Here is a 23,670-nt window from a genome sequence, read left to right as displayed (position 1 = left end):
CCTGGGGGTCAGGCCCGGTGCCCGGGTTTGGCGACCCGGAAGACGAACTGGCCGCAGAAGGTCAGCTTGCGCAGGTTCACCAGCGCCGTCCGCCGCCCGGTCTGCCGCGCCCAGCTGTCGATCTCGGCGTTGAGCGGCGACTCCTCGTTCCAGTACCGCCCGTACTCCTGCTTCCGTCTGTCGCCGTAGGACCGCATGATCAGCGTCACCCCGTCCAGGGAGGGCCGGATCTCCCGCAGGGCCAGCCCGGCCTCCTCGACGAGCACCCGGAAGCCGTACGGCGTGTAGTTCCACAGGCTGAAGGAGTGGTACGGCTCGAACTGGGACGTGCTGCCGATGAACAGCCCGCCCGGCCGCAGCACGCGGCCGATCTCGGCCAGCAGCTCACGCGGGCGCGAGACGTGCTCGAAGACCTGGTGGGAGTAGATCAGCGGCACGGTGCCCGAGCGGAACGGCAGGCGGACACCGTCGAAGTGGACCAGCGGATCACCGTTCGGCCGGTGCTGCCTGGCCTCCGGGGAGTCCCGGATGTCGACCCCGACCCACCGCACCTTCGGATCGTGCTTGCGGAAGAGCGCGACGGACGCGCCCCGCCCGCACCCCAGGTCGACCACCCGGTCCGGCGCGCCCGGCGAGGTCATGACCTCGTCCAGGTAGTAACGGGACGTCACCTGGCGGGCGTGGTCGTCGGGGATGCAGTCGCGCATGAGGTCCCACAGGGTCGCCATGGGCCGAGGCTAAGGACCCGCGGCACCCGCGGCCCAGGACCCGTGCGGCGGTTCGCGCCCGCCGCCACCCGGAAGGCGTGATGCCACAGCCCCGCGGGGTTTGCTCCCGATGCCGCGCAGAGCCGGTGTCCGGCCCCCGCGACGCCGGCGCGATCCGGACGGCGGACCCTAGCCCTCCACCGCCACCATCCGCTGGAGCAGGTCCCGCAGTGTCCGCCGTTCCCCCTCGCTCAGCCCCGCCAGCGGCTCGCGGGCGAAGCGCAGCGACTCGCGCAGGCTGCGGGCCACCCGGTGGCCCTCGTCCGTCGCGGCCGCCAGCTTCACCCGGCGGTCGGCCGGGTCCGGGCGGCGCTCGGCCAGGCCCCGCGATTCGAGGCGGTCGACGATGCCGGTGACGTTCGACGGCTCGCACTTGAGCCGGTGGGCCAGCTTGCGCATGGGGAGCGGCTCCAGGGAGAGCAGGCTGAGCAGCCTCGCCTGGGCGCCGGTCAGCGCGTGCTCGGCGGCCGCCTCCTCGTACTCCTCGTGGTACCGGGCCACGACCGAGCCGATCAGGTCGACGACTTCCATGGTCAGCGCGTCGGGGCGGGTGGGGTGAGGTGGGGCCATGGCGTCCAGGGTACCCGGTTACTTGACAGCATGAAATGTTACAGCGCATCGTTGTTTCAGGTACTGAAGTATTGCCAGTGGAACCTGAGGAACCCGAGGAAAGGTGCCCCCCATGACCGACACCCCCGCCCTCCCCGCCGTCAACCGCGAATGGCACCTGCTCAGCCGCCCCGTCGGCTGGCCCCGGCCGGAGGACTTCGCCCTCGTCGAGGCTCCGATGCCCGCCCCGGGTGAGGGCCAGGTCCTGGTCCGTAACGTGTACGCCTCCGTCGACCCCTACATGCGCGGACGCATGAGCGCCGCCAAGTCCTACGCCGCGCCCTTCGAACTGGGCAAGGCCATGCAGGGCGGGGCCGTCGGCGAGGTCGTCGCCTCGCGCGCCGAGGGCTTCGCGGTCGGCGACCACGTCCTGCACTTCTCCGGCTGGCGCGAGTACGCCGCCTTCGACGCCAAGAACGCCGTCAAGGTCGACCCGCAGGCCGCGCCCCTGTCGACGTACCTCGGCGTCCTCGGCATGACCGGGCTCACCGCCTACGCGGGTCTGCTGCGCACCGCCTCCTTCAAGGAGGGCGACGTCGTGTTCGTGTCCGGGGCCGCCGGTGCCGTCGGCAGCCAGGTCGGGCAGATCGCGAAGCTCAAGGGCGCCTCCCGCGTCATCGGCTCCGCGGGGTCCGACGAGAAGGTCAAGCTGCTGATCGAGGAGTACGGCTTCGACGCGGCCTTCAACTACAAGTCCGGGCCGGTGAGCGAGCAGCTGCGCACCGCCGCCCCCGACGGCATCGACGTCTACTTCGACAACGTCGGAGGCGACCACCTGGAGGCCGCGATCGGCTCCCTGAACCGGGACGGGCGCATCGCGATCTGCGGCATGATCTCGGTCTACAACAACACCGAGCCGGCGCCCGGCCCGAGGAACCTCGCCCGCCTCATCCAGACCCGCGGCCGCATCGAGGGCTTCCTGGTCGGCGACCACTACGACCTCCAGCCCCAGTTCGTCCAGGAGGTCGGCCCCTGGGTCGCCTCGGGCGCCCTCAAGTACCGCGAGACCGTCGCCGAGGGCATCGAGAACCACCTGGAGGCCTTCCTCGGCGTCCTGCGCGGCGACAACACCGGAAAGATGATCGTCAAGCTCTGAACGGGGAACACCCGCGCCGGGGCAGCCCCGGTGGCCCGGCGGTCACCTGCGGAAGCCCACCTCGGGGTGCTCCGCCGACGGGCCGTCCAGCAGCGGCTGGGCGGTGCCCTTCAGGTGGAGGTCGAAGAAGGCCCCCACATAGGCGCGCGTGATCTGCTGTGACCGCGCGCCGGACAGGGGCTCCTCCGGGGGCAGGAGCCCCAGCTGCTCGCCGAGCACGGGCACGTCGGTGAAGGTGAAGTGCCCCGAACCGGCCACGGTCAGCCAGCGCTTCCAGCCGTCCAGGCGCGGCCAGCCCTCGGTCCAGGAGTCCTGCTCGTCCCCGTCGGCACCGATCAGCAGGAACGGCCGGCCGTCGAGACCGTCGTCCGGCACCAGGCCGAAGAGGCCGCCGTCCAGATCGGCGCCCGCCCGTATCCGGTGGTCGCCCGCCATGGCGGGCACGGCGGTCGCACCGCCGATGGAGTGACCGGCCATGCCGATCCGCTTCCGGTCGATCAGACCGGCGTGCCGCCAGGCCGGTTCGCGGCGGTCGGTCAGCCGGTCGAGCAGGAAGGAGACGTCCTGGGCGCGGCCCCTGGCCACGTTCGCGTACCCGGTCAGGGGGGCCTTCTCGCAGGCCGCGCAGGTGAGCAGCCGCCCACCGGGGAACGCCGTGCCCACCGACTCGTAGGCGTGGTCGACGGCCGCCACCACATACCCCCGGCTCGCCAGGTCCTCGGCCAGCAGCGTCAGGGTCGAGCGGTTGACGGTGAACCCGGGGGAGAGCACGACCAGCGGAAACCTGCCGCGCACGGGCGGCGCCCCGGCGCGAGCGTGCGTGCGCGTGCCGCTGAGGGTGCGGGCGGACACGGCCTCGGTCAGCTCCCGGTCCTCCAGAAAGGCCCGGGCCTCCCCGGTGGTCATGTAGGGCGCGGTCCGGCCGTGCCCGCCGCGGGCCGGGTAGTACAGCGACACCATCAGCTCCCGCGCGCCGGCCTGGGGCACCCACGGGTCGGCGCGGCCGGCGTCCACCAGGTGCAGGGTGTCGCGGCCCACGGGCAACGGACCGGTGGGACGCGGCAGTTCGAGGCGTACGTGCTCCGCCGTGCCCGCCGGTGCGGGTGCGGCGTTCGTGGTCCCCGAGCCGAGGAGCGCGAGGGACAGGCCGAGTAACGCGGCGGTGACGCCGCGGGGCAGTCGATTCATGGTGCCGAGGCTAGGCGGCGGAGATCGTCGCCCACGTCCCCCCGTGCGGTGAACCCACGCCTCACCCCATGGAGGGAGACCGGGCTGCCCCTACCCCCTGGGAGTTAGGGGCAGACCCCACTCGCCCTTCCTTGACTTTCCGGTATGCGGTAACTTCTTTCCGAAATCATCCGGGATCGTGGGCGCGAGTCCCGGGTGGAACCAGGGAGGAAGACCACCGCATGCCCATCCAGCAGTCCGACGTCCTGTACACCGCCGTCGCCACCGCCGAGGGCGGCCGCGACGGCCGGGTCGCCACCGACGACGGCAAGCTCGACGTCGTCGTGAACCCGCCGAAGGAGATGGGCGGCAGCGGTTCCGGCACCAACCCGGAGCAGCTGTTCGCCGCCGGCTACAGCGCCTGCTTCCAGGGCGCCCTCGGCGTGGTCGCCCGGCAGGAGAACGCCGACATCTCCGGCTCGACCGTCACCGCGAAGGTCGGCATCGGCAAGAACGACGACGGCTTCGGGATCATCGTCGAGATCTCGGCGGACATTCCGAACGTCGACGAGACCACCGCGAAGGCGCTGATCGAGAAGGCCCACCAGGTCTGCCCGTACTCGAAGGCGACCCGCGGCAACATCACCGTGACGCTCGGCTGACGGTGCTCGTTGCGCACGGAGAAGGCCGCACCCCTGGACGTGGGGTGCGGCCTTCGCCCGTGGGCCGCGCTCACACGGCGGCCCTGTGCACCGCCCGCACGAACCGCTCGTTCTCCGGTGCCGCCCCACCCGGAAACGCGCAGCGCCGCCGCGTGTAGCCGTACGTCAGCCCGCTGCGCGGATCGGCGAAGGCCTGCGAACCGCCGGCTCCGCTGTGCCCGAAGGTGCCCGCGCCGAGGAACGGGTACCAGTTCTCGGCCGTCGCCTGGAAACCGAGCCCGTACGCCTTGTGGACCCGCGCCACCAGGTCGTGGCCGACGGAGTGGATCTGCCCCACCTCGGCGACCGTGTCCGGCTTCAGCAGCGGCGGCCGCCCGGCCATCTCGCTGATCGCCGCCGCGTACATCCCGGCGAGCCCGCGCGCGGAGGCGACGCCGCCCGCCGACGCCGGGCCCTTGGCGCGCACCAGGCGGGAGTTGGCGTGGTCCACCAGCTCGCCCGGCTCGCCCACATGCGTGTTGAACGCGATCGCCGTGAGCGTGTGCGGCCCGGCCGGCCGGGCGTCCAGCACCGCCTGCTGCTCGGACGTCGGCAGCATCGGCTGCACCGGCCGGAAGCGGACCTCCTCGGCGGCGGGCAGCCCGAGGTAGAAGTCCAGGCCGTACGGGGCGCGCACCCGTTCCTCGTACACCTCCTGGAGAGTGCGGCCGGTGGCCCGCCGTACCACCTCACCGGCGAGCGCGCCCATCACCAGCGCGTGATAGCCGAACGCCGTACCGGGGCGCCAGAACGGCCGCTGGTCCGCCAGCCGCTCGGCGATCATCCGGTCGTCCGCCAGTTCCTCGTCGGTGAACCCGCCGTCCAGCCCGATCAGGCCCGCGCGGTGCGTGAGCAGCTCGCGCAGGGTCAGCGCGCCCTTGCCCTCGGCCCCGAACTCCGGCCAGTAGTACGTCACCTTCCGGTCCAGTTCGAGCGTGCCGTCCTGGACGAGCAGCGCGACGACGAGGTGGGCGGCGCCCTTGGTGGACGAGAAGACGCCGTGCAGCGACTCGGCCGAGGCACCGTCCGGACCCGCCCACAGGTCGACGACCCGCCGCCCGTGCACGTACGCGCACAACTGCCCTTCGTAGTCCGCCCGCTCCCGTGCCACGAACGCGGCGAACTCCGCGCGCACCTCCTCGTAGCCGTCGGCGACGGTGCCGTGGATCTCCTGCGTCATCCGATCTCCTCTACCTCCTCGGCCGTCCGCTGCTCGCGTGTGTGCCGTTCCAGCTGGTCGCCAAGGTGAACAATGCCCGCCCGACCTGAGCGAATGCCCCCTTGGGGTGATCACGGAAGAGTGGTTCCGTCCCGAAGAGCACTCCGTGCGGACCGCTGATCACCGAGGCCCGTCCGGCCGCGGCGGCGGGCCCGCCGGTGCCGTCCGGCAACGCCCGCCAGTGCCCCGACACGAGCGGATTCCCGGTCGCGTACGACTGTTCCACACGCACCCCGCGTCCGAGATCCGTGAACCACACCGGCGCGTAGACGAAGGAGTGCTCCGGTGCTCCGCCGGAGATCCGGCCGCCCGCGTTCACCACCCGCACCACCCCGTTGGCGTCCCCGTCCCCCGCGACGGGCTTGACCGGCAGCAGCCCGGCCGCGGCGTTGAGCTCCGCCCCCGCCGCCCCCCGGCCGAGCAGGCCGTGACGGCCGAGGAAGCGGCCGAGAGCCCGCCGCGCGGCCGGGTTCAGGTCGCCGTACGCCAGACCCGCCGACACGAACAGCACGTTCACCCCCGACCAGTCGAACCCGGCGTTCAGCACCCCGGCCGACACCGGCGTCACGTCGAAGCCCATCTCGCGCAGCGCGAACAGCTCACCCGGCGTCACGGCCGCCGCCACCCGCACCCGCGTCAGCGGGGTGCCGCCGGTGAGCCGCGTGGCCTCGAAGGCGACGTCGTACGTCCGTGCCGCGGCCGCCGCCTGCCGCCGCGCCGAGCCCGGCACCAGCGCGCTGCCGTCGGCCGCCTGCCTGACCCGTACCCCCTGGGTGAGCAGGGAGTTGAGGGCCGCCACCTCGCGCGGATCGCGCAGGGGCAGCCGCAGGTCGCCGCGCGGGGCGACGTACCCCACGCGCGGGGCCTCGCGCACCGGGCGCGACGGGACGGGCGGCAGCGCGTGCACCGGCTCGACCGTGGCGCCCCACAGCCGGCCGAGGCTCCAGCCGGAGATGTCGTACATGGCCGACACCTCGCCGCTGATGTCCCGCCCGTCGGCCAGCAGCACGTTCGCCAGACCGCGCTTGGGCCGGCGCATGTCGACGACGTACGAGCCCTTGGCGTACCGGCGGCCGGAGAGCCGGAACGCCTGCTCCGCGCGGCTGACGCGGACATCGCCCGCGAGCAGATGGCCGACCAGGCGCGCGGCGGCGGTGGGGGAGCGCTGGGTGCCGCCCGCCGGAATGACGTACGCGCGCGGGAAAGTGGTGGTGTAGACGTCCTCGGGGCCGATGCCCGGGACGCCGGGCACGGTCTCCTCGGAGACCGGCACCTGAGCGGCCGCGGCGGCCCCGCGCCGGAAGAACTCGATCTGGTCGGCGATCAGCGCACGCCGCTTCTCCCGCACGTAGTCCAGGGTCGCGTCGAGCGCGGCGCCCGCGACGGCGACGTTGACCGAGGCCCGGCGGCGCAGCTCGCTGCGCGGCAGGGAGTCGTAGGCGCCGTTGTTGACCTGGAGCGGGATCTCGACCGTGTGCGCGGCGACCGCGCCGTGGAACGCCGCGTACTGCGGGGTGAAGACGGGCGGCCAGTCGTCCCAGCCCTCCTCCTGGTCCCGGAACGGGATCTGCGGTGGTTCGACGCCGTCCTTCGCGGGCGTCAGGCCGAGGCCGTTGACGGCCGCCTCCATGCCGAGGGCGTTGGCATAGGTGTGCTTGAGGAAGAGGTCGTACTCGTAGTTCTCGCCGTGCGGCGGCGTGGTGGGCTCGATCAGAGTGCCGTTGACGTAGCCGTGCAGGTCCAGCAGGACGGCCGGCTGCTTGTCGACCATGATCTGCCGTAACGCCCGCGCCTCGGGCTGCGAGGCGGTGACGAGGTCCCGGTTGAGGTCGAACCCGTTCGCGTTCGTCCGGGTTCCGGCGATCCGGCCGTCCGGGTTGGCGGTGACGTTGAAGTACAGACGGCTGTGCGCGAGCAGGTCCCGGGTGCGCGCGTCGTTCGCCGTCGCGAGCCGTTCGACGAGTGCGAGGGAGGCGTCGGTGCCCTCCCACTCGTTGCCGTGGATGTTGCTGTTGAGGAAGACGGGCGTCTTGTACGCGGCCTTGACGCGCGGGTCCTTCGCGGCGGCCGCCGGCGCGTTCTCGACGAGCTCGCGCATGCGCTCCTGCTCGCGCGTCTGACGGGCCGTCTCCGGCGCGGTGACGGTGACGAGATAGAGCCGGTGCCCGCCCGCCGAGCGGCCCGCGACCTCGACGCTCACCCGGTCGCCCAGGCGCTGCAGGGCGTTCAGCTTCGGCACGACGCCGTGGTACGGGGTCAGGCCCAGCTTGAGGGACTTGTCGCCGGGGTTCACGGGGTCCGGCGGTAACTGCTGCTCGCGCGGGTAGCCCCGCGAGGGGTCCGGCAGATCGGGAAGGGGCTCGGTGAACGCCCGACGGGCGGTGGTCGCCGGGGAGTTGGCGGGGAGGGCGTCGAATGCGGGGCTCTCCGCCGCGGCCCGGGTCACGGGGTCGTCGTCCGCGCCGGCCGGGCCGGGGACGGCCAGCAGCAGTGAGCCGGCCGTACCGAGGGCCAGGGCGGCGGTCAGGACAGGTCTCGCAGAGGTCGTTCTCGTGGTGCGCACGCGTACCTCCTCCGGGGTTCCTGAGATCGGTACGGCGAGGTGTACCTGTTCGACTCAACCGCAACAAGAGCGTCTTGGTGTCGCCGATGCCCGGCGTTGCCCCGGATGGCGCACGGCGGGCCCCCGGCCCGGCCGTCACACCTGTGTGACCGCCCGCGGGGGGCATCCCGGTAGGGTTCCCCCATGCGCGATCTCGGGGTGGGTTTCAGCTATCTCCTGAAGGGCCAGCGATGGGTGGCCCGGCACGGCAAGCAGTACGGCTTCGGGCTGCTTCCGGGCCTGATCACCCTCGTCCTCTACGCCGCGGCGCTGGTGGCGCTGGCGCTGTGGGGCGAGGGCTTCGTCGGCTGGGCGACACCGTTCGCCGACGACTGGCAGAGCCCCTGGCTCGGCCTGTTCCGCGGCTTCCTGACGGCCGTGCTCTTCGCCCTCGCGCTGCTGCTGGCCGTCCTCACCTTCACGGCCGTCACGCTGCTGATCGGCCAGCCCTTCTACGAGGCGCTGTCCGAGTCCGTCGACCGTGACGTCTCCCCGGACGGCACCGCGCCCGTCTCCGACCTGCCCCTGCACAAGGAGCTGTGGATCTCGGCACGTGACAGCCTGCGCGTCCTGGCCCGTGCCGCCGTGTGGGGCGTGCTGCTCTTCGCCCTGGGCTTCGTCCCGGTGGCCGGCCAGACCGTCGTGCCCGTGCTCGGCTTCTTCGTCACCGGCTTCTTCCTCACCGAGGAACTCACCTCCGTCGCCCTCCAGCGCCGGGGCGTGGAACTGCGCGACCGGCTCGCCCTGCTGCGCTCCCGCAAGACCCTGATCTGGGGCTTCGGCACACCGCTCGGCCTCTCCTTCCTCATCCCCTTCGTCGCCGTCTTCCTGATGCCGGGCGCGGTCGCGGGCGCCACGCTGCTCGCCCGCGACCTGCGCGGCGAGGAGATCACCGAAGGGGCTCCGAAGGAGGGCGGTCACCGGGAGGTCACCCGGTGACCGAGGTGCTCGCCGTCGCCGTCATCACCGTCCTCGCGGTGATCGCCCCCGGCGCCGACTTCGCGATGGTCGTCCGCAACAGCTACCTGCACGGCCGCCGCACGGGGCTGCTCGGGGCGGTGGGCGTCGCCGCCGGGGTCCTGGTGCACGTCACCTACACGATGCTCGGCGTCGGTCTGCTGATCGCCTCGTCGACCTTCCTCTTCACGGTCATCAAACTGGTCGGCGCCGCCTACCTCGTGTACATCGGCGTGCGCACCTTCCGCACGCGGGGCGAGCTCCAGGTCGACCTGGAGCACGGCGACGGCCTCACCCCGTTCGCGGCCCTGCGCGCAGGCTTCCTCACCAACGTCCTGAACCCGAAGACGACCCTGTTCGTCGTCTCGACGTTCGCCCAGCTCGTGGGCCCCGGCACGCCGATCCCCCAGCAGGTGGGCTACGGCCTGTTCATGTCGCTGGCCCACCTGCTGTGGTTCGGCGTCGTCGCCGTCTTCTTCTCGCAGGACCGGATGCGCACCCTGATGCTGCGTGGCCAGAAGGTCCTCAACAAGGTGATCGGAGCCGCCCTGGCCGGCCTCGGCGTCAGCCTCGCGTTCGCCCCGTCGCACTAGTTTCGACAGCCACGGTCAGGATCGCCCGTACCTGCGCGATGATGTCGAGCCGGTTGCGGACGAACTCGGGGTCGGTGACCTCCGTCGTGTTGCCCGCGGCGAACTGCAGTACCGGCGTGTGCACATGCCCGCCCGGCAGGGTGCCGTGCAGTCCCAGCCGGTCCCGCAGCAGCGTCGCCCGGTAGGCGATCTCGTTGGAGAGGTAGTCCCCGCCGCCCCCGGCGCGCGCCGTGGACCCGGGGGTCGGCCCGTCCGGCCGCACGACGGGCTGGGTGCCGCCCGCCGGGATCTCGGTCACGGAGGTGTTGTCGTACACGGGGAAGCGCCCGGTGGTGGCCGCCACGATCGCCGCGTACGGCAGCGTCGTCGACGTCCACTGCGGCTGCGAGGCCGGGTCGGTGACGGGGACGGTCTCCGTGCGGCCGATGTTCTCGTTGTCCGCGAACCCGCCCCGCCAGGCCCCGTTGGTCCGCTCGATGTCGAACCGCCCGACGCGGCCCTGACTCACGGTGGTGAAGAGGTCGATCTTCGGCAGGTGGGGCCGCAGCGTCCGCTCCACCGTCCCGTCCGCGAAGTCCGCCCAGCGCACCGGGAACACCGCGGTCTCCACCCGTGCCGGCCCGTCCGCCGTCCGGATCACCGTGCCGTCGAGCGCGAGCGCGGTGGCACCGGACGGATTGGAGATCCGCACGTCCCGGTCCAGGGTGAACGGGTCGAACCCGGTGACCAGGATCCGCTTCACGCCCTTGCCGCGCGACGGGTAGGCGATGTCGCTCTGTCCGCGCGAGGTCCGCTCCAGCGCGTCCAGCAGTGCCGTCCGCTGCCGCTCACCGAGCCCGAACGCCGGTTCCCAGCCGCGCACTTCCCGCGTCATCCCGAGCCGCGCCCAGTACAGCGGGCGGTCGTCGTCCCGGCTGAGATCCCCCGTGGCAGGCCCCCGCCCCTGCGCCCGGTCCACCGCCCGCCGCCACAGCGCCGCCCCCTGCCGTACGACGATCCGGTGGGCCTGCGCGTACGACCGGGCGCCGTTCAGCGCCTCGGCGAACTCCTGCGCCACGGTGTCGAATCCGGACCGCCGGAGTATCTCCTGCGGCGCGGCCCGCTCCAGCCGCTGCTCCTCGACGGTGACCGCCGTGCCGGCCGATGCGGTGGTGGGGGCCGCGAGCCCGGCCACCAGGGCGAAGCCGAGTATGCCGATGCGAACACATAGGGATTTCAAGGGGGTTCGGGTCCTTCCGTCGCAGTGGGGTGCGGGAACGGCCGCAGTATCCCGTGACGGAAGTGGTGCACGCCATGGTGGGTGACGGGCCGGGCGTCATTCCTCGCCCAGCAACGCCAGGAAGTCGCGGAACGCGCCGGGCATGTCCACCGACTCCGGGTCCAGCAGCCACTGGTACTGGAGGCCGTCCATCACCGCCACCAGCAGCGGCGCGGTGCGCTCCGGCGTCAGCCCGTTCGGCAGCCGGCCGCCGTACTCGGCGCGCAGCACGGCCGCCATGCTCTCCCGGACCCGCGTGTACCGCGCGGTGAAGTAGTCCCGCGCCGGGTGCCCCTCCGTGACGCTCTCGCCGAGCAGCGCGGAGAAGGTCTGGACGATGCCGGGCCGCATCGCGTTGTACTCGACCAGTGACGCGAGCAGATCGAACCGCCACCGGCTGTCCGGCACCGCGTCCCACTGGTCCCGCTCCTCCAGCACGGCGACCAGCAGCGCGTCCTTGGTCGGGAAGTGGTGCAGCAGCCCCTGCTGGGTGAGTCCCACCCGCTCCGCCACCGCGGCCAGGCTGGCGCCCCGGTAACCGCGCTCGGCGATCACCTCCAGGGCGGCCCGGACTATCTCGGCCCGCCGTTCCTCGCTCCTGACCCGCGCGCTCATGGCGTCACCGTACGACATCGACCCCACTCACAGATAACGGACGGATAACAAAACCTACCGGTCGCCAGGTGGACGTTGCACGATGGGGTCACCGCACGGACTTCGACCTGGAGGCACCCCCCATGGCGGGATCCCCGCGCACCACCCCGGCCGACCGGGCCCGTGAGACAGCCGTCGAGGCCGCCCTGAGCAAGCTGGACCTCGACGCCAAGGCGCGCCTGCTGTCCGGCCAGGACGCCTGGACCCTGCCCGCCCTTCCCGAGATCGGCCTCGGCTCGCTCGTCATGTCCGACGGCCCCGTCGGCGTGCGCGGCGTGCACTGGACCGCCGAGGACCCGTCCGTCACCCTGCCCTCGCCCACCGCCCTCGCCGCCACCTGGGACCCCGCCCTGGCCCACCGGGCCGGCGTCCTGCTCGCCCAGGAGGCCCGCCGCAAGGGCGTCCACGTCCTGCTCGCCCCCACGGTCAACCTGCACCGCTCCCCGCTCGGCGGCCGCCACTTCGAGGCCTACAGCGAGGACCCGTACCTCACCGGGCGGATCGGCACCGGCTACGTCCAGGGCGTGCAGTCCGGCGGCGTGGCCACCACCGTCAAGCACTTCGTCGCCAACGACGCCGAGACCGACCGCTTCACGGTGAACAACGTCGTCGGGGCACGCGCTCTGCGCGAGCTCTACCTCGCCCCCTTCGAGGCGATCGTCGTGAACGCCCGCCCCTGGGGCATCATGACCGCCTACAACTCGGTCAACGGCACCACGATGACGGAGCACCACCACCTGGTGAACGAGGTCCTGCGCGGCGAGTGGGGCTTCGACGGCGTCAACGTCTCCGACTGGACCGCCGCACGCTCCACCACCGGCGTCCTCGAGGGCGGCCTCGACATCGCCATGCCCGGCCCGCGAACCGTCTACGGCGAGGCGCTCGCCCGGGCCGTACGGGACGGCACGGCCGACGAGACGAAGGTCGACGAGGCCGTGCGCAACGTCCTGCGGCTCGCCGCCCGCGTCGGTGTCCTGGAGGGCGCCGAGCCGGCCGTCACCGGCCTGCCGGCGCCCGTCGACGGCACGGCCCTGGCCCGCGAGATCGCCCGCCGCTCCTTCGTCCTGGTCCGCAACGAGGGCGCGCTGCCCCTGCGGCCGGGCACGGTCGCCCTCCTCGGCGCCGCCGCCCGCGACGCCCGCGTGCTCGGCGGCGGCTCCGCGACCGTCTTCCCCGACCATGTCGTCTCCCCGCTCGACGGCCTCACCGCCGCCCTTCCCGACGGCGCGGTGCGCTACGCCGTCGGTGCCGACCCCAACACCGAACTCGCCGTCGCCGGCCAGGGCTTCGCACTGCGCGCGATCTGCCGTGACGCCTCCGGCCGGATCATGGGCACGGCCCCCGCCCCGAACGGCCAGATCCACTGGATGGGCGGCGACCTGCCCGAGGGCGTCACCTACGACCGGCTGCGCAGCGTCGAACTGGCCGGCACCTTCACCCCGCGCGAGAGCGGAGCGCACACCTTCGGTGTGAAGGGCCTCGGCGCGTTCACCCTCACCGTCGGCGGCACCCCGTACTACGACGGCATCCAGCGCCCCACCGGGGAGGACCCCTTCGGGGCCTTCTTCGGCGCCCCGGTCGCGCGCGCCCAGGCCGAACTCACCGCGGGCGAGCGGGTCGAGGTCTCCCTCACCCACGTGCTCGACCTCCCCGACGGCATGCCTTTGAAGGCCATCACCTTCGCCCTCGCCCACCAGGAGCCCCGGCGCGACCCCGACGAGCTGATCGCCGAGGCCGCCCGGGTCGCCGCAGCCGCCGACACGGCCGTCGTCGTGGTCGCCACCACCGAACGCGTCGAGTCCGAGGGCTTCGACCGCACCGGCCTGCGTCTGCCCGGCCGTCAGGACGACCTGGTCCGCGCCGTGGCCGCCGCCAACCCGAACACGGTCGTGGTCGTCAACGCCGGCTCCCCGGTGGAACTGCCCTGGCGTGAGCAGGTCGCGGCCGTCCTGCTGACCTGGTTCCCCGGCCAGGAGGGCGGTGCCGCCCTGGCCGACGTGCTCACGGGGGCGCACGAGCCGGGCGGCCGGCTGCCCACCACCTGGGGCCCGCTGAAGGACGCCCCGGTCACCCAGGTCGCCCCCGTCGACGGCGAACTGCCCTACGGCGAGGGAGTCTTCATCGGCTACCGCGCCTGGGAGAGGGAGGGCAGGACACCGATGTACCCCTTCGGCCACGGCCTGGGCTACACCGACTGGACGTACGAGTCCCTGGAGCTGGACGGTACGACGGTGACGGTGCGCGTCCGCAACACCGGCTGGCGCCCCGGCCGCGAGGTCGTGCAGCTGTACGTCGCCCCGGCCGGGTCCGCGACCGGGACCGGGCCCGGTGCGGAGCGTCCGGCGCGCTGGCTGGCCGGCTTCGCGGACGTCGAGGCGGGGCCCGGGGAGAGCGCCGAGGCCGTCGTCGAGCTTCCGCGCCGGGCGTTCGAGATCTGGGACGAGACGAGCGACTCGTGGTCGTATGTGAAAGGTTCGTACGAGATCCAGGTGGGCCGCTCGATCGCGGACCGCAGGATCACGCTGACGGCTACCGTCTGATCCAGGGCGATTCGTCCCACCGAGCAGCCCCGGTCCGGGACCTGACGGCCGGACCGGGGCTCAGGGGCACGCGGCGGACTCAGCGCGCCGAGAAGCCGTACACCGTCTCCGAGCGGAAGACCTCGCCCGGCCGCAGCACGGTGCCAGGGAACTGGGGACGGTTCGGTGAGTCGGGGAAGTGCTGCGTCTCCAGGGCGACGCCGTCCCCGGGCGCGAACGGGTCGCCGAGATGGTCGGCGGTGTACAGCTGGAGCCCCGGCTCGGTCGTCGCGATCGTCAGCACCCTGCCGGAGGCCGGGTCGGACAGCTCCGCCACCTCGACGGGTGTTTCGGTCACGCCCTTGTCGAGGACGAAGTTGTGGTCGTACCCGGAGGCGGTCTTGCGGGCCGACCGGAAGTCGTAGCGGGTCCCCTCGACCGGATCGATCCCCGTCGGGATCGAGTCGCCGTCCACCGGCGTGTACCGCCCGGCGTCGATCCGCAGCTCGTGCCCGCCCGCGGTGCCCGACCCGCTCAGGTTCCAGTACGTGTGATTCGTCAGGTTCACCACGGTCGGCGCGTTCGTCTCCGCCTCGTACGCGATCCGCAGCGCCCCGGTGGCGTCGAGCCGGTAGGTCGCCGTCACCTCGAGCCGCCCCGGGAAACCCTCCTCGCCGTGCGGGCTGACCCGGCTGAGCCGCACGCCGTGCTCGACCGGCGTCACCTCCCACACCCGCTTGTCGAAACCGCGCTCACCGCCGTGCAGCGAGTTCGGCCCGTCGTTCCGCGCGAGTGCGTACGTCCGCCCGTCGAGCGGGAAGCGGCCGCCCGCGATCCGGTTGGCGTACCGCCCCACCAGGGCGCCCAGGTACGGCCCGGGGTGCTCCAGATAGCCGTCCAGCCCGGCGAACCCGAGCACCACGTCCGCCGTCCGCCCGTCCCGGTCCGGCACCTGGACCGACTGCACGATGCCGCCGTACGAAAGGACCCGCACCCGTACGCCCGCGCGCTCCAGCGTCCAGCGGTGCACGGCCGTGCCGTCGGAAAGTGTGCCGAAGTGTTCGCTCATGAGCGAGACCCTAAGGCGTGTTGCCGGTGACCTCCCGGTAGGCGATCTCCGCCAGCCGCGCCTGGCCGTTCCTGCTCGGGTGGAACCAGTCCCACTGACTCAACTGCGCGGTGCCGAACCGGTACTCGTACACCGCGCCGCCGTCGTACCGGCAGCGGTCGTCGGCGCCGCAGACCTCCGCCAGCACCGCGTTGTAGTCCTCCACCCGCCGCTGCACCGTCGCGCGCCGCCGTTCGGCCGCGGCGTCCACGGCGTCCGCGTCGCCCAGCATGGTCGGGCAGATGCCCAGCTTCCACACCTGTTTGCCCAGCGGATTCGTACGGCCCTCGGACCACAGCCGCATCAGGTTCGGGATGCTCGCCACATACACCTGAGCCCTGGGCAGAGTCTGACGCAGTGTTCGCATCGCGTCCTGGAAGTCCGCCCGGAAGTCGTCGACCGGCGTCATCGCCGACATCGAGGACCGGCAGGCGTCGTTCGCCCCCGTCATCACCGTCACGAGCTCGGGACGGCGCGCCGCCGCGCGCTCCATCTGAGCCGGGAGGTCCGCCATCCGGGTCCCGCTCACCGCGTGGTTCCAGCTGTGCGCGGCAGCCCCCGCGGGACCCAGCAGCCGTACGGCGAGACTCTTCACCTCCGGGCTGCTGCCGGTCGCCCAGGACACCTCGGGACAGTCCGAGAGCACCAGGCACGTGTTGAACCCCCGGGTGATGGAGTCACCGACGGCGGCGATCGAGGCCGGCCTGGTGTCCCACACCACCTTCGGGGCCGCCTTCCGCTGCCGGCCGAGGCCCGCCTCGTCCGGCGGGTCGCCCCCCACCACGTCGCAGCCGCTCAGCCCCACCACGGCCGCCGTGAGCACGGCCACCGTCGTCCGCACCCGCTGTCCGGTCTTCCGCATCGTCCGCCTTCCCCCTCGCTCTCCTTCTTCCCTCCATGACAACCGGGAGGGTCCCCGCCCGCGCGCTGGGCAACGGGTTACGCCCGTACAAGCGTCCCCCTGGGTGAATGGCGGGAGTTTCCGGGCCCCGGGACCGACGGTACGTCACACTCCTTGCGCCGCCGCACGGTAGCCTCGCCATCAACGAGGCCGACCGGCCACGACCGCCCTGCCAGCCGCAACACGCCCGCTCAGCCCGGAGGTCCCGGTGACGACACGTGGAGTCCTGTACGTGCACTCCGCGCCGCGCGCGCTGTGCCCGCACGTCGAGTGGGCCGTCGCCGGGGTGCTCGGCACGCGCGTCAACCTCGACTGGATCCGGCAGCCGGCCGCGCCCGGCACCTGGCGCTCGGAGTTCTCCTGGCAGGGCGAGCCCGGCACGGCGTCCAAACTCGCCTCGGCACTGCGCGGCTGGCACCTGCTGCGCTTCGAGGTCACCGCCGAACCCTGCCCCACGGCCGAGGGCGAGCGCTACAGCTGCACCCCCGACCTGGGTATCTTCCACGCCGTCACCGGCATCCACGGCGACATCCTCATCCCCGAGGACCGGCTGCGCGCGGCTCTGGTCCGCGCCCAGCAGGGCGAGACGGCGCTGGAGGCCGAGATCGCCAAGCTCCTGGGCAAGCCCTGGGACGACGAGCTGGAACCCTTCCGCTACGCGGGCGAGGGCGCGCCGGTCCGCTGGCTGCACCAGGTGGTCTGAAACGCCGTTCAGGGGACGTCCCCAAGGGGCGCGGGGAACTGCGCGACCAAGCCACGACGACCCGCACCCGGCACACAGCACACACCCAAACGGCGATGGCCCGAACCCCCGCAGGGAGTCCGGGCCATCGCCGTCAGGCAAACGGCATCAAACCGTCCGGAACGCCAGCACCACGTTGTGCCCACCGAATCCGAACGAGTCGTTGAGGGCGGCGATCCGGCCCTCGACAGCCAGCTTCCGCGCCTCGCCCCGCACCACGTCGGCGTTCGCCTCGGCCTCGGGGTCGAGGTTCTCGACGTTGATGGTGGGCGGAGCCACCCGGTGGTACAGCGCGAGCACGGTCGCGACCGTCTCGACGCCTCCGGCACCACCCAGCAGATGCCCGGTCATCGACTTCGTCGCGGACACCGCGATGTGGTCGGCGTCGTCGCCGAACACCTTCCGCAGCGCCTTCAGCTCGGCGATGTCACCGGCCGGCGTCGATGTCGCGTGCGCGTTGACGTGCATGATCTCGGCCGGGTCCAGGTCGGTCCGGTCGAGCAGGTTCTGCAGGGCGTGTGCGATACCGCGGCCCTCGGGCTCCGGCTGCACGATGTCGTGGCTGTCGGCGGAGATGCCCTGCCCGACCGCCTCGGCGTACACCCGCGCCCCGCGCTTGGCGGCGTGCTCGGCGGACTCCAGCACGACGACACCGGCGCCCTCACCGAGGACGAAGCCGTCGCGGTCGACGTCGTAGGGGCGCGAGGCGCCCTGCGGGTCGTCGTTGTTCTTGGACATCGCCATCATGTTGCCGAACGCGGCGATCGGCAGCGGGTGGATCGCCGCCTCCGTACCGCCGGCGACGACCACGTCGGCGCGGCCGGAGCGGATCATCTCGATGGCGTAGCCGATGGCCTCGGCACCCGAGGCGCACGCGGAGACCGGGGTGTGCACGCCCGCCCGGGCGCCCACGGCCAGACCCACGTTCGCGGAGGGGCTGTTCGGCATCAGCATGGGGACGGTGTGCGGGGAGACGCGGCGTACGCCCTTCTCCTTGAGCACGTCGTACTGGTCTAGCAGGGTCGTCACGCCACCGATGCCGGAGGCGATGACCGCGCCGAGCCGGTCCGGGTCGACCTCGGCGCCCTCACCGGCCTTGGCGGTGAAGCCTGCGTCGGCCCACGCCTCCTGCGCGGCGATCAGCGCGAACTGCGCCGAGCGGTCGAGGCGGCGGGCCTGCGGCCGCGGGATGGACTCGGTGGGCTCCACCGCGACCGGCGCGGCGATCCGGACCGCCTGCTCGGCGGCCCACTCCTGCTCCAGGGGCTTGACGCCGGAACGTCCGGCGACCAGGCCCTCCCAGGTAGAGGCTGCGTCGCCACCCAGCGGTGTGGTTGCGCCGATACCGGTGACGACCACGGTGCGATTGGTCGGGCTCACGGGAATTCTTTCTCCAACGGATACGAGGATTCAGCGGCGCCACCGCCGGGTGGCGGGGCCGGGGACACCCGGCCCAGGGGGCCTTTAGGCCTGGTGCTTGAGGATGTACTCGGTCGCGTCGCCCACCGTCTTGAGGTTCTTGACGTCGTCGTCCGGGATCTTCACGTCGAAGCGCTCTTCGGCGGCGACGACGACCTCGACCATGGACAGCGAGTCGACGTCCAGGTCGTCGGTGAAGGACTTGTCCAGCTGGACGTCCTCGGTGGGGATCCCGGCGATCTCGTTCACGATCTCCGCGAGACCGGCGACGATCTCTTCCTGAGTGGCGGCCATGTCAGGCGCTCCTTCGTAGTGTTCCAGAGGGTGTGGCGGTGCTGCTTCCGCGCCGGACCGGCGAGATCCGGCACGAAGTGCCTAGGGGAGAGTAACGACCGTCGCTGCGTAGACGAGACCCGCCCCGAATCCGATGACGAGCGCGGTGTCGCCGCTCTTCGCCTCGCCGGTCGCCAGGAGCCGCTCCATCGCGAGCGGGATCGAGGCGGCCGACGTGTTGCCGGTGGTGCGTACGTCACGGGCGACCGTGACGGACTCCGGCAGCTTGAGTGTCTTCACCATCGAGTCGATGATCCGCTCGTTGGCCTGGTGCGGAATGAAGACGTCCAGTTCGTCCGGGCTGATCCCGGCCACGTCGAGCGCCTGCTGAGCGACCTTCGCCATCTCGAAGACGGCCCAGCGGAACACCGCCTGGCCCTCCTGCGTGATGGCGGGGAACTTGATGTTCCCCTGGCTGTCGAGCGGAAGCTCGGAGACGTCGCCGACCCGGAACTCGTTCCAGGGCACGGTCTGCTTGATGGTCTCCGACTTGTCGCCCTCGGAGCCCCACACCGTGGGGCCGATCGCGGGCTCCGCCGACGGGCCGACGACCACGGCGCCGGCACCGTCGCCGAACAGGAAGGCCGTCGCGCGGTCCTCCAGGTCGGTCAGATCGCTCAGCCGCTCCACGCCGATGACGAGCACGTATGCGGCGCTGCCCTCGACGATCATGCCCTTGGCGAGGGTCAGGCCGTAGCCGAAGCCCGCGCAGCCGGCCGAGATGTCGAAGGCGGCGGCCTTGGCCGTGCCCAGCTTGTCGGCGATCTCGGTGGCGACGGCCGGGGTCTGCTTGAAGTGCGTGACGGTCGAGACGATCACCGCGCCGATCTGCTCGGCGGAGATCCCCGCGTCGGCGATCGCCTTGCCGGACGCCTCGATCGACATCGCGGCGACGGTCTCCTCGTCGTTCGCCCAGTGCCGGGTCTCGATGCCGGAGCGCGAACGGATCCACTCGTCGGACGAGTCGATCGTCTCGAGAATCACCTCGTTCGGCACGACCCGCGTGGGCCGGTAGCCGCCCACGCCGAGGATCCGCGCGTACGGGGCACCCTTGCTGGGCTTGATCTTCGACATGTTGCAGTCGGCTCCTTAGGGCGTCAGCAGGGCGTCAGACGTGCTCGGCGACGAGCTCGCGGGCCGCGTCGATGTCGTCGGGGGTCTTCAGGGCCAGCGTCTTCACGCCGGGCAGGGCGCGCTTGGCGAGGCCGGTCAGGGTGCCGCCGGGGCACACCTCCAGCAGCGCGGTGACGCCGAGCTCCTGGAAGGTCTGCATGCACAGGTCCCAGCGGACCGGGTTCGCGACCTGGCCGACCAGCCGCTCGACCACCCCGGCGCCGGTGGCGACCGTGCGGCCGTCGCAGTTCGACACGTAGGTGAGCTTCGGGTCGGAGGGCGTCAGCTCCCGCGCCGCGGCGGCCAGCTTCTCGACCGCCGGCGCCATGTGCTCGGTGTGGAACGCGCCGGCCACCTTCAGCGGGACGACCTTGCGCACGCCCTCCGGCTTGTCCTCGTTCAGCGCGGCGAGCTGCTCCAGGGTGCCCGCGGCCACGATCTGCCCGGCGCCGTTGACGTTGGCCGGCGTGAGGCCCAGCTTCTCCAGGTGCGGCACGGTCACCTCGGGGTCGCCGCCCAGCAGCGCCGACATCCCGGTCCGGGTGACCGCGGCGGCCTCGGCCATGGCCAGGCCACGCTTGCGCACGAGGGTCAGCGCCGCGGTGTCGTCGAGGACGCCGGCGAAGGCGGCCGCGGTGATCTCACCTACGCTGTGGCCGGCCACCGCGCCCGGCGAGATGTCACCGAGTGCCGCGGCCGAGAGGATTCCGGCGGCGACCAGCAGCGGCTGCGCCACGGCCGTGTCGCGGATCTCGTCCGCGTCGGCCTGGGTGCCGAAGTGGGCGAGGTCCAGTCCGATGGCGTCCGACCAGGAGGCGACCAGGTCGGCGGCACCGGGCAGTTCGAGCCAAGGAGTCAGGAAGCCGGGCGTCTGGGCGCCCTGGCCGGGAGCGACGAGTACGAGCACTCTCACACTCTCTCTTGGTTACGGGCCTAGCCGCCCGTGAGGACAAGGACGAAGAACGGGAGGGGGTTTTGTGGGCCCCCGACAAAAGACTAGAGCTGGGGATCACCATCGGCCAGACGCCCCAGGATCAGCGCGATGCGCAACGTGAACGCCGAACGTACATCCGATGGCGACCAGCCGGTGACGTCAGTCACACGTCGAAGCCGGTAGCGCACGGTGTTGGGGTGGACGAAGAGCATCCGGGCCGCGCCTTCGAGACTGCTCGCCTGTTCGAGATAGACGCTGAGCGTCTCCAGGAGCGCGGAGCCGGCTTCCTCCAGCGGTCTGTAGATCTCCTCCACCAACTGCTCGCGCGCGCCGGGATCCGAGGCGATCGCGCGCTCCGGCAGCAGGTCGTCCGCCAGCACCGGCCGGGGCGCGTCCTGCCAGGCGGAACACGCCTTCAGGCCCGCCGCGGCGGCCTGCGCGGACCGGGTCGCGGCCAGCAGGTCGGGCACGATCGGCCCGGCGACCACCGGACCTGCGGCGAAGGGCCCGATCAGCGACTTGGCGACGGCCAGCGGATTGTCGCTGCCGCCCGCGATGACGACGAGCCGGTCGCCGAGCACCCCGGTCAGCACCTGGAGCTTGGCATGCCGCGCGGCGCGCCGGATGGCCTCCACGGTCAGCTCGGAGTCGCCGTCGGGTGCCGTGCCCAGCACCACGCACACATGCTCCGGAGCGTTCCAGCCCAGCGCCGCCGCCCGCGACACCGCGCCCTCGTCGGCCTCGCCGCTCAGCACGGCGTTCACGACCAGCGACTCCAGCCGCGCGTCCCAGGCACCCCGTGCCTCGGCGGCCTGCGCGTACACCTGGGCGGTGGCGAAGGCGATCTCCCGCGCGTACACGAGCAGCGCTTCCCGCAGGGTCCCCTCGTCGCCGGGGGCGGCGACCTCGTCGATCGCGCTTTCCATGACCTCGATGGTGGTGCGCACCATCTCCACGGTCTGGCGCAGCGTGATCGCCCTGGTCAGCTCGCGCGGAGCGGTCCCGAAGACGTCCGTGGAGATCGCCTGCGGGGCGTCCGGGTGCCGGAACCACTCCGTGAACGCGGCGATACCGGCCTGCGCGACCAGCCCGATCCAGGAACGGTTCTCCGGGGGCATCGCCCGGTACCAGGGCAGCGTCTCGTCCATCCGCGCGATGGCCTGGGCGGCAAGGCTGCCGGAGGACTTCTCCAGCCGCTTCAGGGTCGCGGAGTGCGGATGCACGCCGTGGGAGGCGGTCCGGGCGTTGCTGGTTTCGGGTTCGGGCACGGGACAAGACTGCCTTATCGGGGCGCGGACCCGTGTCGCCGGGTAGGAATGAGGTCCCCGGGCGGAGACCTCCGGGCGCGCGGGGGCGGTGTGCGGCGGGTGTCCGGCCGGCTCCCGCGGCGGGTCTACGGTGGTGTCCGTGATGGATGTACGGCGCGCCGGTGAGCGCTACCCCGGGGGCGACGCGGAGGCCGGGATCGAGTCCCGTCACGCCTTCTCCTTCGGCCCCCACTACGACCCGGGCAACCTGCGCTTCGGCGCCCTGATCGCCTGCAACGAGGAGCGGCTGGCCCCCGGCGCCGGGTTCGCGGAGCATCCGCACAGCCACACCGAGATCGTGACGTGGGTCGCGGAGGGCGAGCTGACGCACCGCGACTCGGCCGGGCACGAGACGGTCGTCCGCGCCGGTGACGTACAGCGGCTGAGCGCCGCGTCCGGCGTCCGGCACGTCGAACGCAACGACGGTGAGGGCCCGTTGACCTTCGTGCAGATGTGGCTGGCCCCGCTCGTGCCGGGCGGCGACCCGGCATACGAGATCGTGCACGGCATCGCGGACGCGACGCCGTACGCGGTCCCGGCAGCCGGCGCGATGCTCCACGTGCGCCGGCTGGCGCCGGGCGAGCGCACGGCGGTCCCCGACGCCCCGCACGTCTACGTCCACGTGGTCCATGGCGAGGTCGTCCTGGACGCGGATCGCCTGGGCCCCGGCGACGCGGCCCGCATCACGGACGCGAAGGACGTGGAGGCGGTGGGGGTGACCCCGGCGGAGCTGCTGCTGTGGGAGATGGCCTGACGGCCGTCAGACCGCCCGCGCCTCGGCCAGCACCGCGTCCGTGAACGCCGGCCACACCTCGATCGCCCAAGGCCCGAACTCCCGGTCCGACAGGGCGACGCAGGCCAGTTCCGCGTCCGGGTCGATCCAGAGGAACGTACCGGACTGCCCGAAGTGCCCGAACGTGCGCGGCGACGACCAAGCCCCCGTCCAGTGCGGCGACTTGGAGTTGCGGATCTCGAAGCCGAGCCCCCAGTCGTTGGGGTTCTGGTGTCCGTACCCGGGCACGACACCCTTCGTCCCCGGGTACTGCACGCTCATCGCCTCCGCGACCGTGCGCGGGTCGAGCAGGCGCGGCGCCTGGACCTCGGCGGCGAACCGCAGCAGGTCCTCGACCGTCGAGACGCCGTCCTTCGCCGGGGAGCCCTCCAGGGACGTCGACGTCATGCCCAGCGGCTCCAGCACCGCCTGCCGCAGATACTCGGCGAACGGGATGTCCGTCGCCTTGGCGACATGGTCCCCGAGCTGCTCGAACCCGGCGTTGGAGTACAGCCGCCGCTGCCCGGGCGGCCCGGTCACCCGGTGCTCGTCGAAGGCCAGCCCCGAGGTGTGCGCCAGCAGATGACGAACCGTCGACCCGGGCGGCCCGGCCGGCTCCTCGAACTCGACCGCGCCCTCCTCGTAGGCGACCAGCACGGCGTAGGCGGCCAGCGGCTTGGTCACCGAGGCCAGCGGGAACCGCCGGTCGGCCGGCCCGCGCATCCCCAGGACCGTGCCGTCGGCCCGTACGACCCCCGCGGCAGCGGTGGGCACCGGCCAGTTGTCGATCAACGCCAAGCTCTGCAAGGACATGCCCCGACCTTAGCCCCGCTCGGAGCACCAGCCGCAGGAAGGGGTCCCCGGTCCGCGCGAAGCCCAGCGTCACGTACGGCGGCCGA

General features: G+C 72.5%; 22 protein-coding genes. 7 read left to right on the top strand and 15 right to left on the bottom strand.

Features of this window, described 5'->3' with window-relative positions; genetic code table 11:
* Positions 1-8 precede the first annotated feature (8 nt).
* Both ACIHCM_RS02730 and ACIHCM_RS02725 read right to left on the bottom strand, forming a co-directional pair.
* Entirely contained in the window at positions 9-728 is a 720-nt protein-coding gene (locus ACIHCM_RS02730; protein ID WP_399888052.1) for a class I SAM-dependent methyltransferase, read from the bottom strand.
* Positions 729-896: 168 nt separating this feature from the next.
* Entirely contained in the window at positions 897-1,337 is a 441-nt protein-coding gene (locus ACIHCM_RS02725) for a MarR family winged helix-turn-helix transcriptional regulator (protein ID WP_399888050.1), read from the bottom strand.
* Positions 1,338-1,449: 112 nt separating this feature from the next.
* Here ACIHCM_RS02725 and ACIHCM_RS02720 point away from each other — a divergent pair, with 112 nt between their 5' ends.
* The gene (locus ACIHCM_RS02720; RefSeq protein WP_399888048.1) at positions 1,450-2,472 is read left to right on the top strand and encodes an NADP-dependent oxidoreductase; all 1,023 of its coding nucleotides are present in this window, start codon (positions 1,450-1,452) and stop codon (positions 2,470-2,472) included.
* A gap of 42 nt (positions 2,473-2,514) precedes the next feature.
* On the opposite strand, the gene ACIHCM_RS02715 is transcribed toward ACIHCM_RS02720, so the two are convergent.
* The gene (locus ACIHCM_RS02715; RefSeq protein ID WP_399888046.1) at positions 2,515-3,660 is read right to left on the bottom strand and encodes an alpha/beta hydrolase family protein; all 1,146 of its coding nucleotides are present in this window, start codon (positions 3,658-3,660) and stop codon (positions 2,515-2,517) included.
* Positions 3,661-3,881: 221 nt separating this feature from the next.
* Here ACIHCM_RS02715 and ACIHCM_RS02710 point away from each other — a divergent pair, with 221 nt between their 5' ends.
* Entirely contained in the window at positions 3,882-4,301 is a 420-nt protein-coding gene (locus ACIHCM_RS02710; protein WP_399888044.1) for an organic hydroperoxide resistance protein, read from the top strand.
* Positions 4,302-4,371: 70 nt separating this feature from the next.
* Here the strand turns inward: ACIHCM_RS02710 and ACIHCM_RS02705 are convergent, their stop codons facing one another.
* On the bottom strand, positions 4,372-5,520 hold the full coding sequence (locus tag ACIHCM_RS02705; protein WP_399888042.1) for a serine hydrolase domain-containing protein: 1,149 nt from the start codon (positions 5,518-5,520) through the stop codon (positions 4,372-4,374).
* A gap of 10 nt (positions 5,521-5,530) precedes the next feature.
* Complete coding sequence (locus tag ACIHCM_RS02700; protein WP_399888040.1) at positions 5,531-8,122, bottom strand: M14 family zinc carboxypeptidase; 2,592 nt, start codon at positions 8,120-8,122, stop codon at positions 5,531-5,533.
* Between the two features lie 183 nt (positions 8,123-8,305).
* Between ACIHCM_RS02700 and ACIHCM_RS02695 the strand changes: the two genes are divergently transcribed.
* Together ACIHCM_RS02695 and ACIHCM_RS02690 are read left to right on the top strand one after the other, a co-directional pair.
* Positions 8,306-9,100: an EI24 domain-containing protein gene (locus ACIHCM_RS02695; protein ID WP_399888038.1), complete on the top strand. Its 795-nt coding sequence runs from the start codon at positions 8,306-8,308 to the stop codon at positions 9,098-9,100.
* Positions 9,097-9,711, top strand: coding sequence for a LysE family transporter (locus tag ACIHCM_RS02690; protein ID WP_399888035.1), 615 nt, complete (start codon positions 9,097-9,099; stop codon positions 9,709-9,711). Before ACIHCM_RS02695 ends, ACIHCM_RS02690 begins: the two co-directional genes overlap by 4 nt.
* Here ACIHCM_RS02690 and ACIHCM_RS02685 read toward each other — a convergent pair.
* Both ACIHCM_RS02685 and ACIHCM_RS02680 read right to left on the bottom strand, forming a co-directional pair.
* Positions 9,683-10,930, bottom strand: a complete 1,248-nt coding sequence (locus ACIHCM_RS02685; RefSeq protein ID WP_399888033.1) for a pyroglutamyl peptidase — start codon at positions 10,928-10,930, stop codon at positions 9,683-9,685. The two genes, ACIHCM_RS02690 and ACIHCM_RS02685, sit on opposite strands and share 29 nt — an antisense overlap.
* A 96-nt stretch (positions 10,931-11,026) precedes the next feature.
* On the bottom strand, positions 11,027-11,602 hold the full coding sequence (locus ACIHCM_RS02680) for a TetR/AcrR family transcriptional regulator (protein ID WP_399888031.1): 576 nt from the start codon (positions 11,600-11,602) through the stop codon (positions 11,027-11,029).
* 104 nt (positions 11,603-11,706) lie between these two features.
* Here ACIHCM_RS02680 and ACIHCM_RS02675 point away from each other — a divergent pair, with 104 nt between their 5' ends.
* Positions 11,707-14,163, top strand: coding sequence for a beta-glucosidase (locus tag ACIHCM_RS02675; protein WP_399888710.1), 2,457 nt, complete (start codon positions 11,707-11,709; stop codon positions 14,161-14,163).
* Positions 14,164-14,242: 79 nt separating this feature from the next.
* Here the strand turns inward: ACIHCM_RS02675 and ACIHCM_RS02670 are convergent, their stop codons facing one another.
* Together ACIHCM_RS02670 and ACIHCM_RS02665 are read right to left on the bottom strand one after the other, a co-directional pair.
* A complete protein-coding gene (locus ACIHCM_RS02670) occupies positions 14,243-15,211 on the bottom strand; it encodes an aldose epimerase family protein (RefSeq protein WP_399888029.1) in 969 nt (322 codons plus the stop codon).
* Positions 15,212-15,221: 10 nt separating this feature from the next.
* Positions 15,222-16,112, bottom strand: a complete 891-nt coding sequence (locus ACIHCM_RS02665; RefSeq protein ID WP_399888027.1) for an SGNH/GDSL hydrolase family protein — start codon at positions 16,110-16,112, stop codon at positions 15,222-15,224.
* Positions 16,113-16,359: 247 nt separating this feature from the next.
* On the opposite strand from ACIHCM_RS02665, the gene ACIHCM_RS02660 reads away from it, so the two are divergent.
* A complete protein-coding gene (locus ACIHCM_RS02660; protein WP_399888025.1) occupies positions 16,360-16,854 on the top strand; it encodes a DUF3145 domain-containing protein in 495 nt (164 codons plus the stop codon).
* Positions 16,855-17,001: 147 nt separating this feature from the next.
* On the opposite strand, the gene fabF is transcribed toward ACIHCM_RS02660, so the two are convergent.
* From fabF to fasR, 5 genes are all read right to left on the bottom strand, one after another.
* Positions 17,002-18,273: a beta-ketoacyl-ACP synthase II gene (fabF, locus tag ACIHCM_RS02655; protein ID WP_399888023.1), complete on the bottom strand. Its 1,272-nt coding sequence runs from the start codon at positions 18,271-18,273 to the stop codon at positions 17,002-17,004.
* 84 nt (positions 18,274-18,357) lie between these two features.
* Positions 18,358-18,606 (bottom strand): acyl carrier protein, encoded by a 249-nt coding sequence (locus tag ACIHCM_RS02650; protein WP_181659766.1) that lies wholly within the window; start codon positions 18,604-18,606, stop codon positions 18,358-18,360.
* A gap of 81 nt (positions 18,607-18,687) precedes the next feature.
* Positions 18,688-19,719, bottom strand: a complete 1,032-nt coding sequence (locus ACIHCM_RS02645; protein WP_399888020.1) for a ketoacyl-ACP synthase III — start codon at positions 19,717-19,719, stop codon at positions 18,688-18,690.
* Positions 19,720-19,753: 34 nt separating this feature from the next.
* A complete protein-coding gene (locus ACIHCM_RS02640) occupies positions 19,754-20,665 on the bottom strand; it encodes an ACP S-malonyltransferase (protein ID WP_399888018.1) in 912 nt (303 codons plus the stop codon).
* An 89-nt stretch (positions 20,666-20,754) separates the two neighbouring features.
* Positions 20,755-21,960 carry a fatty acid biosynthesis transcriptional regulator FasR gene (gene fasR / locus ACIHCM_RS02635; protein ID WP_399888016.1) on the bottom strand — a complete coding sequence of 402 codons (1,206 nt, stop codon included), beginning with the start codon at positions 21,958-21,960 and terminating at the stop codon, positions 20,755-20,757.
* 142 nt (positions 21,961-22,102) lie between these two features.
* Between fasR and ACIHCM_RS02630 the strand changes: the two genes are divergently transcribed.
* Entirely contained in the window at positions 22,103-22,753 is a 651-nt protein-coding gene (locus ACIHCM_RS02630) for a pirin family protein (protein WP_399888707.1), read from the top strand.
* Between the two features lie 6 nt (positions 22,754-22,759).
* On the opposite strand, the gene ACIHCM_RS02625 is transcribed toward ACIHCM_RS02630, so the two are convergent.
* Complete coding sequence (locus ACIHCM_RS02625; RefSeq protein ID WP_399888014.1) at positions 22,760-23,584, bottom strand: serine hydrolase domain-containing protein; 825 nt, start codon at positions 23,582-23,584, stop codon at positions 22,760-22,762.
* Positions 23,585-23,670 lie beyond the last annotated feature (86 nt).

This window comes from Streptomyces sp. NPDC052023 (assembly GCF_044548465.1).
Taxonomy (GTDB): domain Bacteria; phylum Actinomycetota; class Actinomycetes; order Streptomycetales; family Streptomycetaceae; genus Streptomyces.
This window is presented reverse-complemented; position numbering and strand designations above follow the sequence as displayed.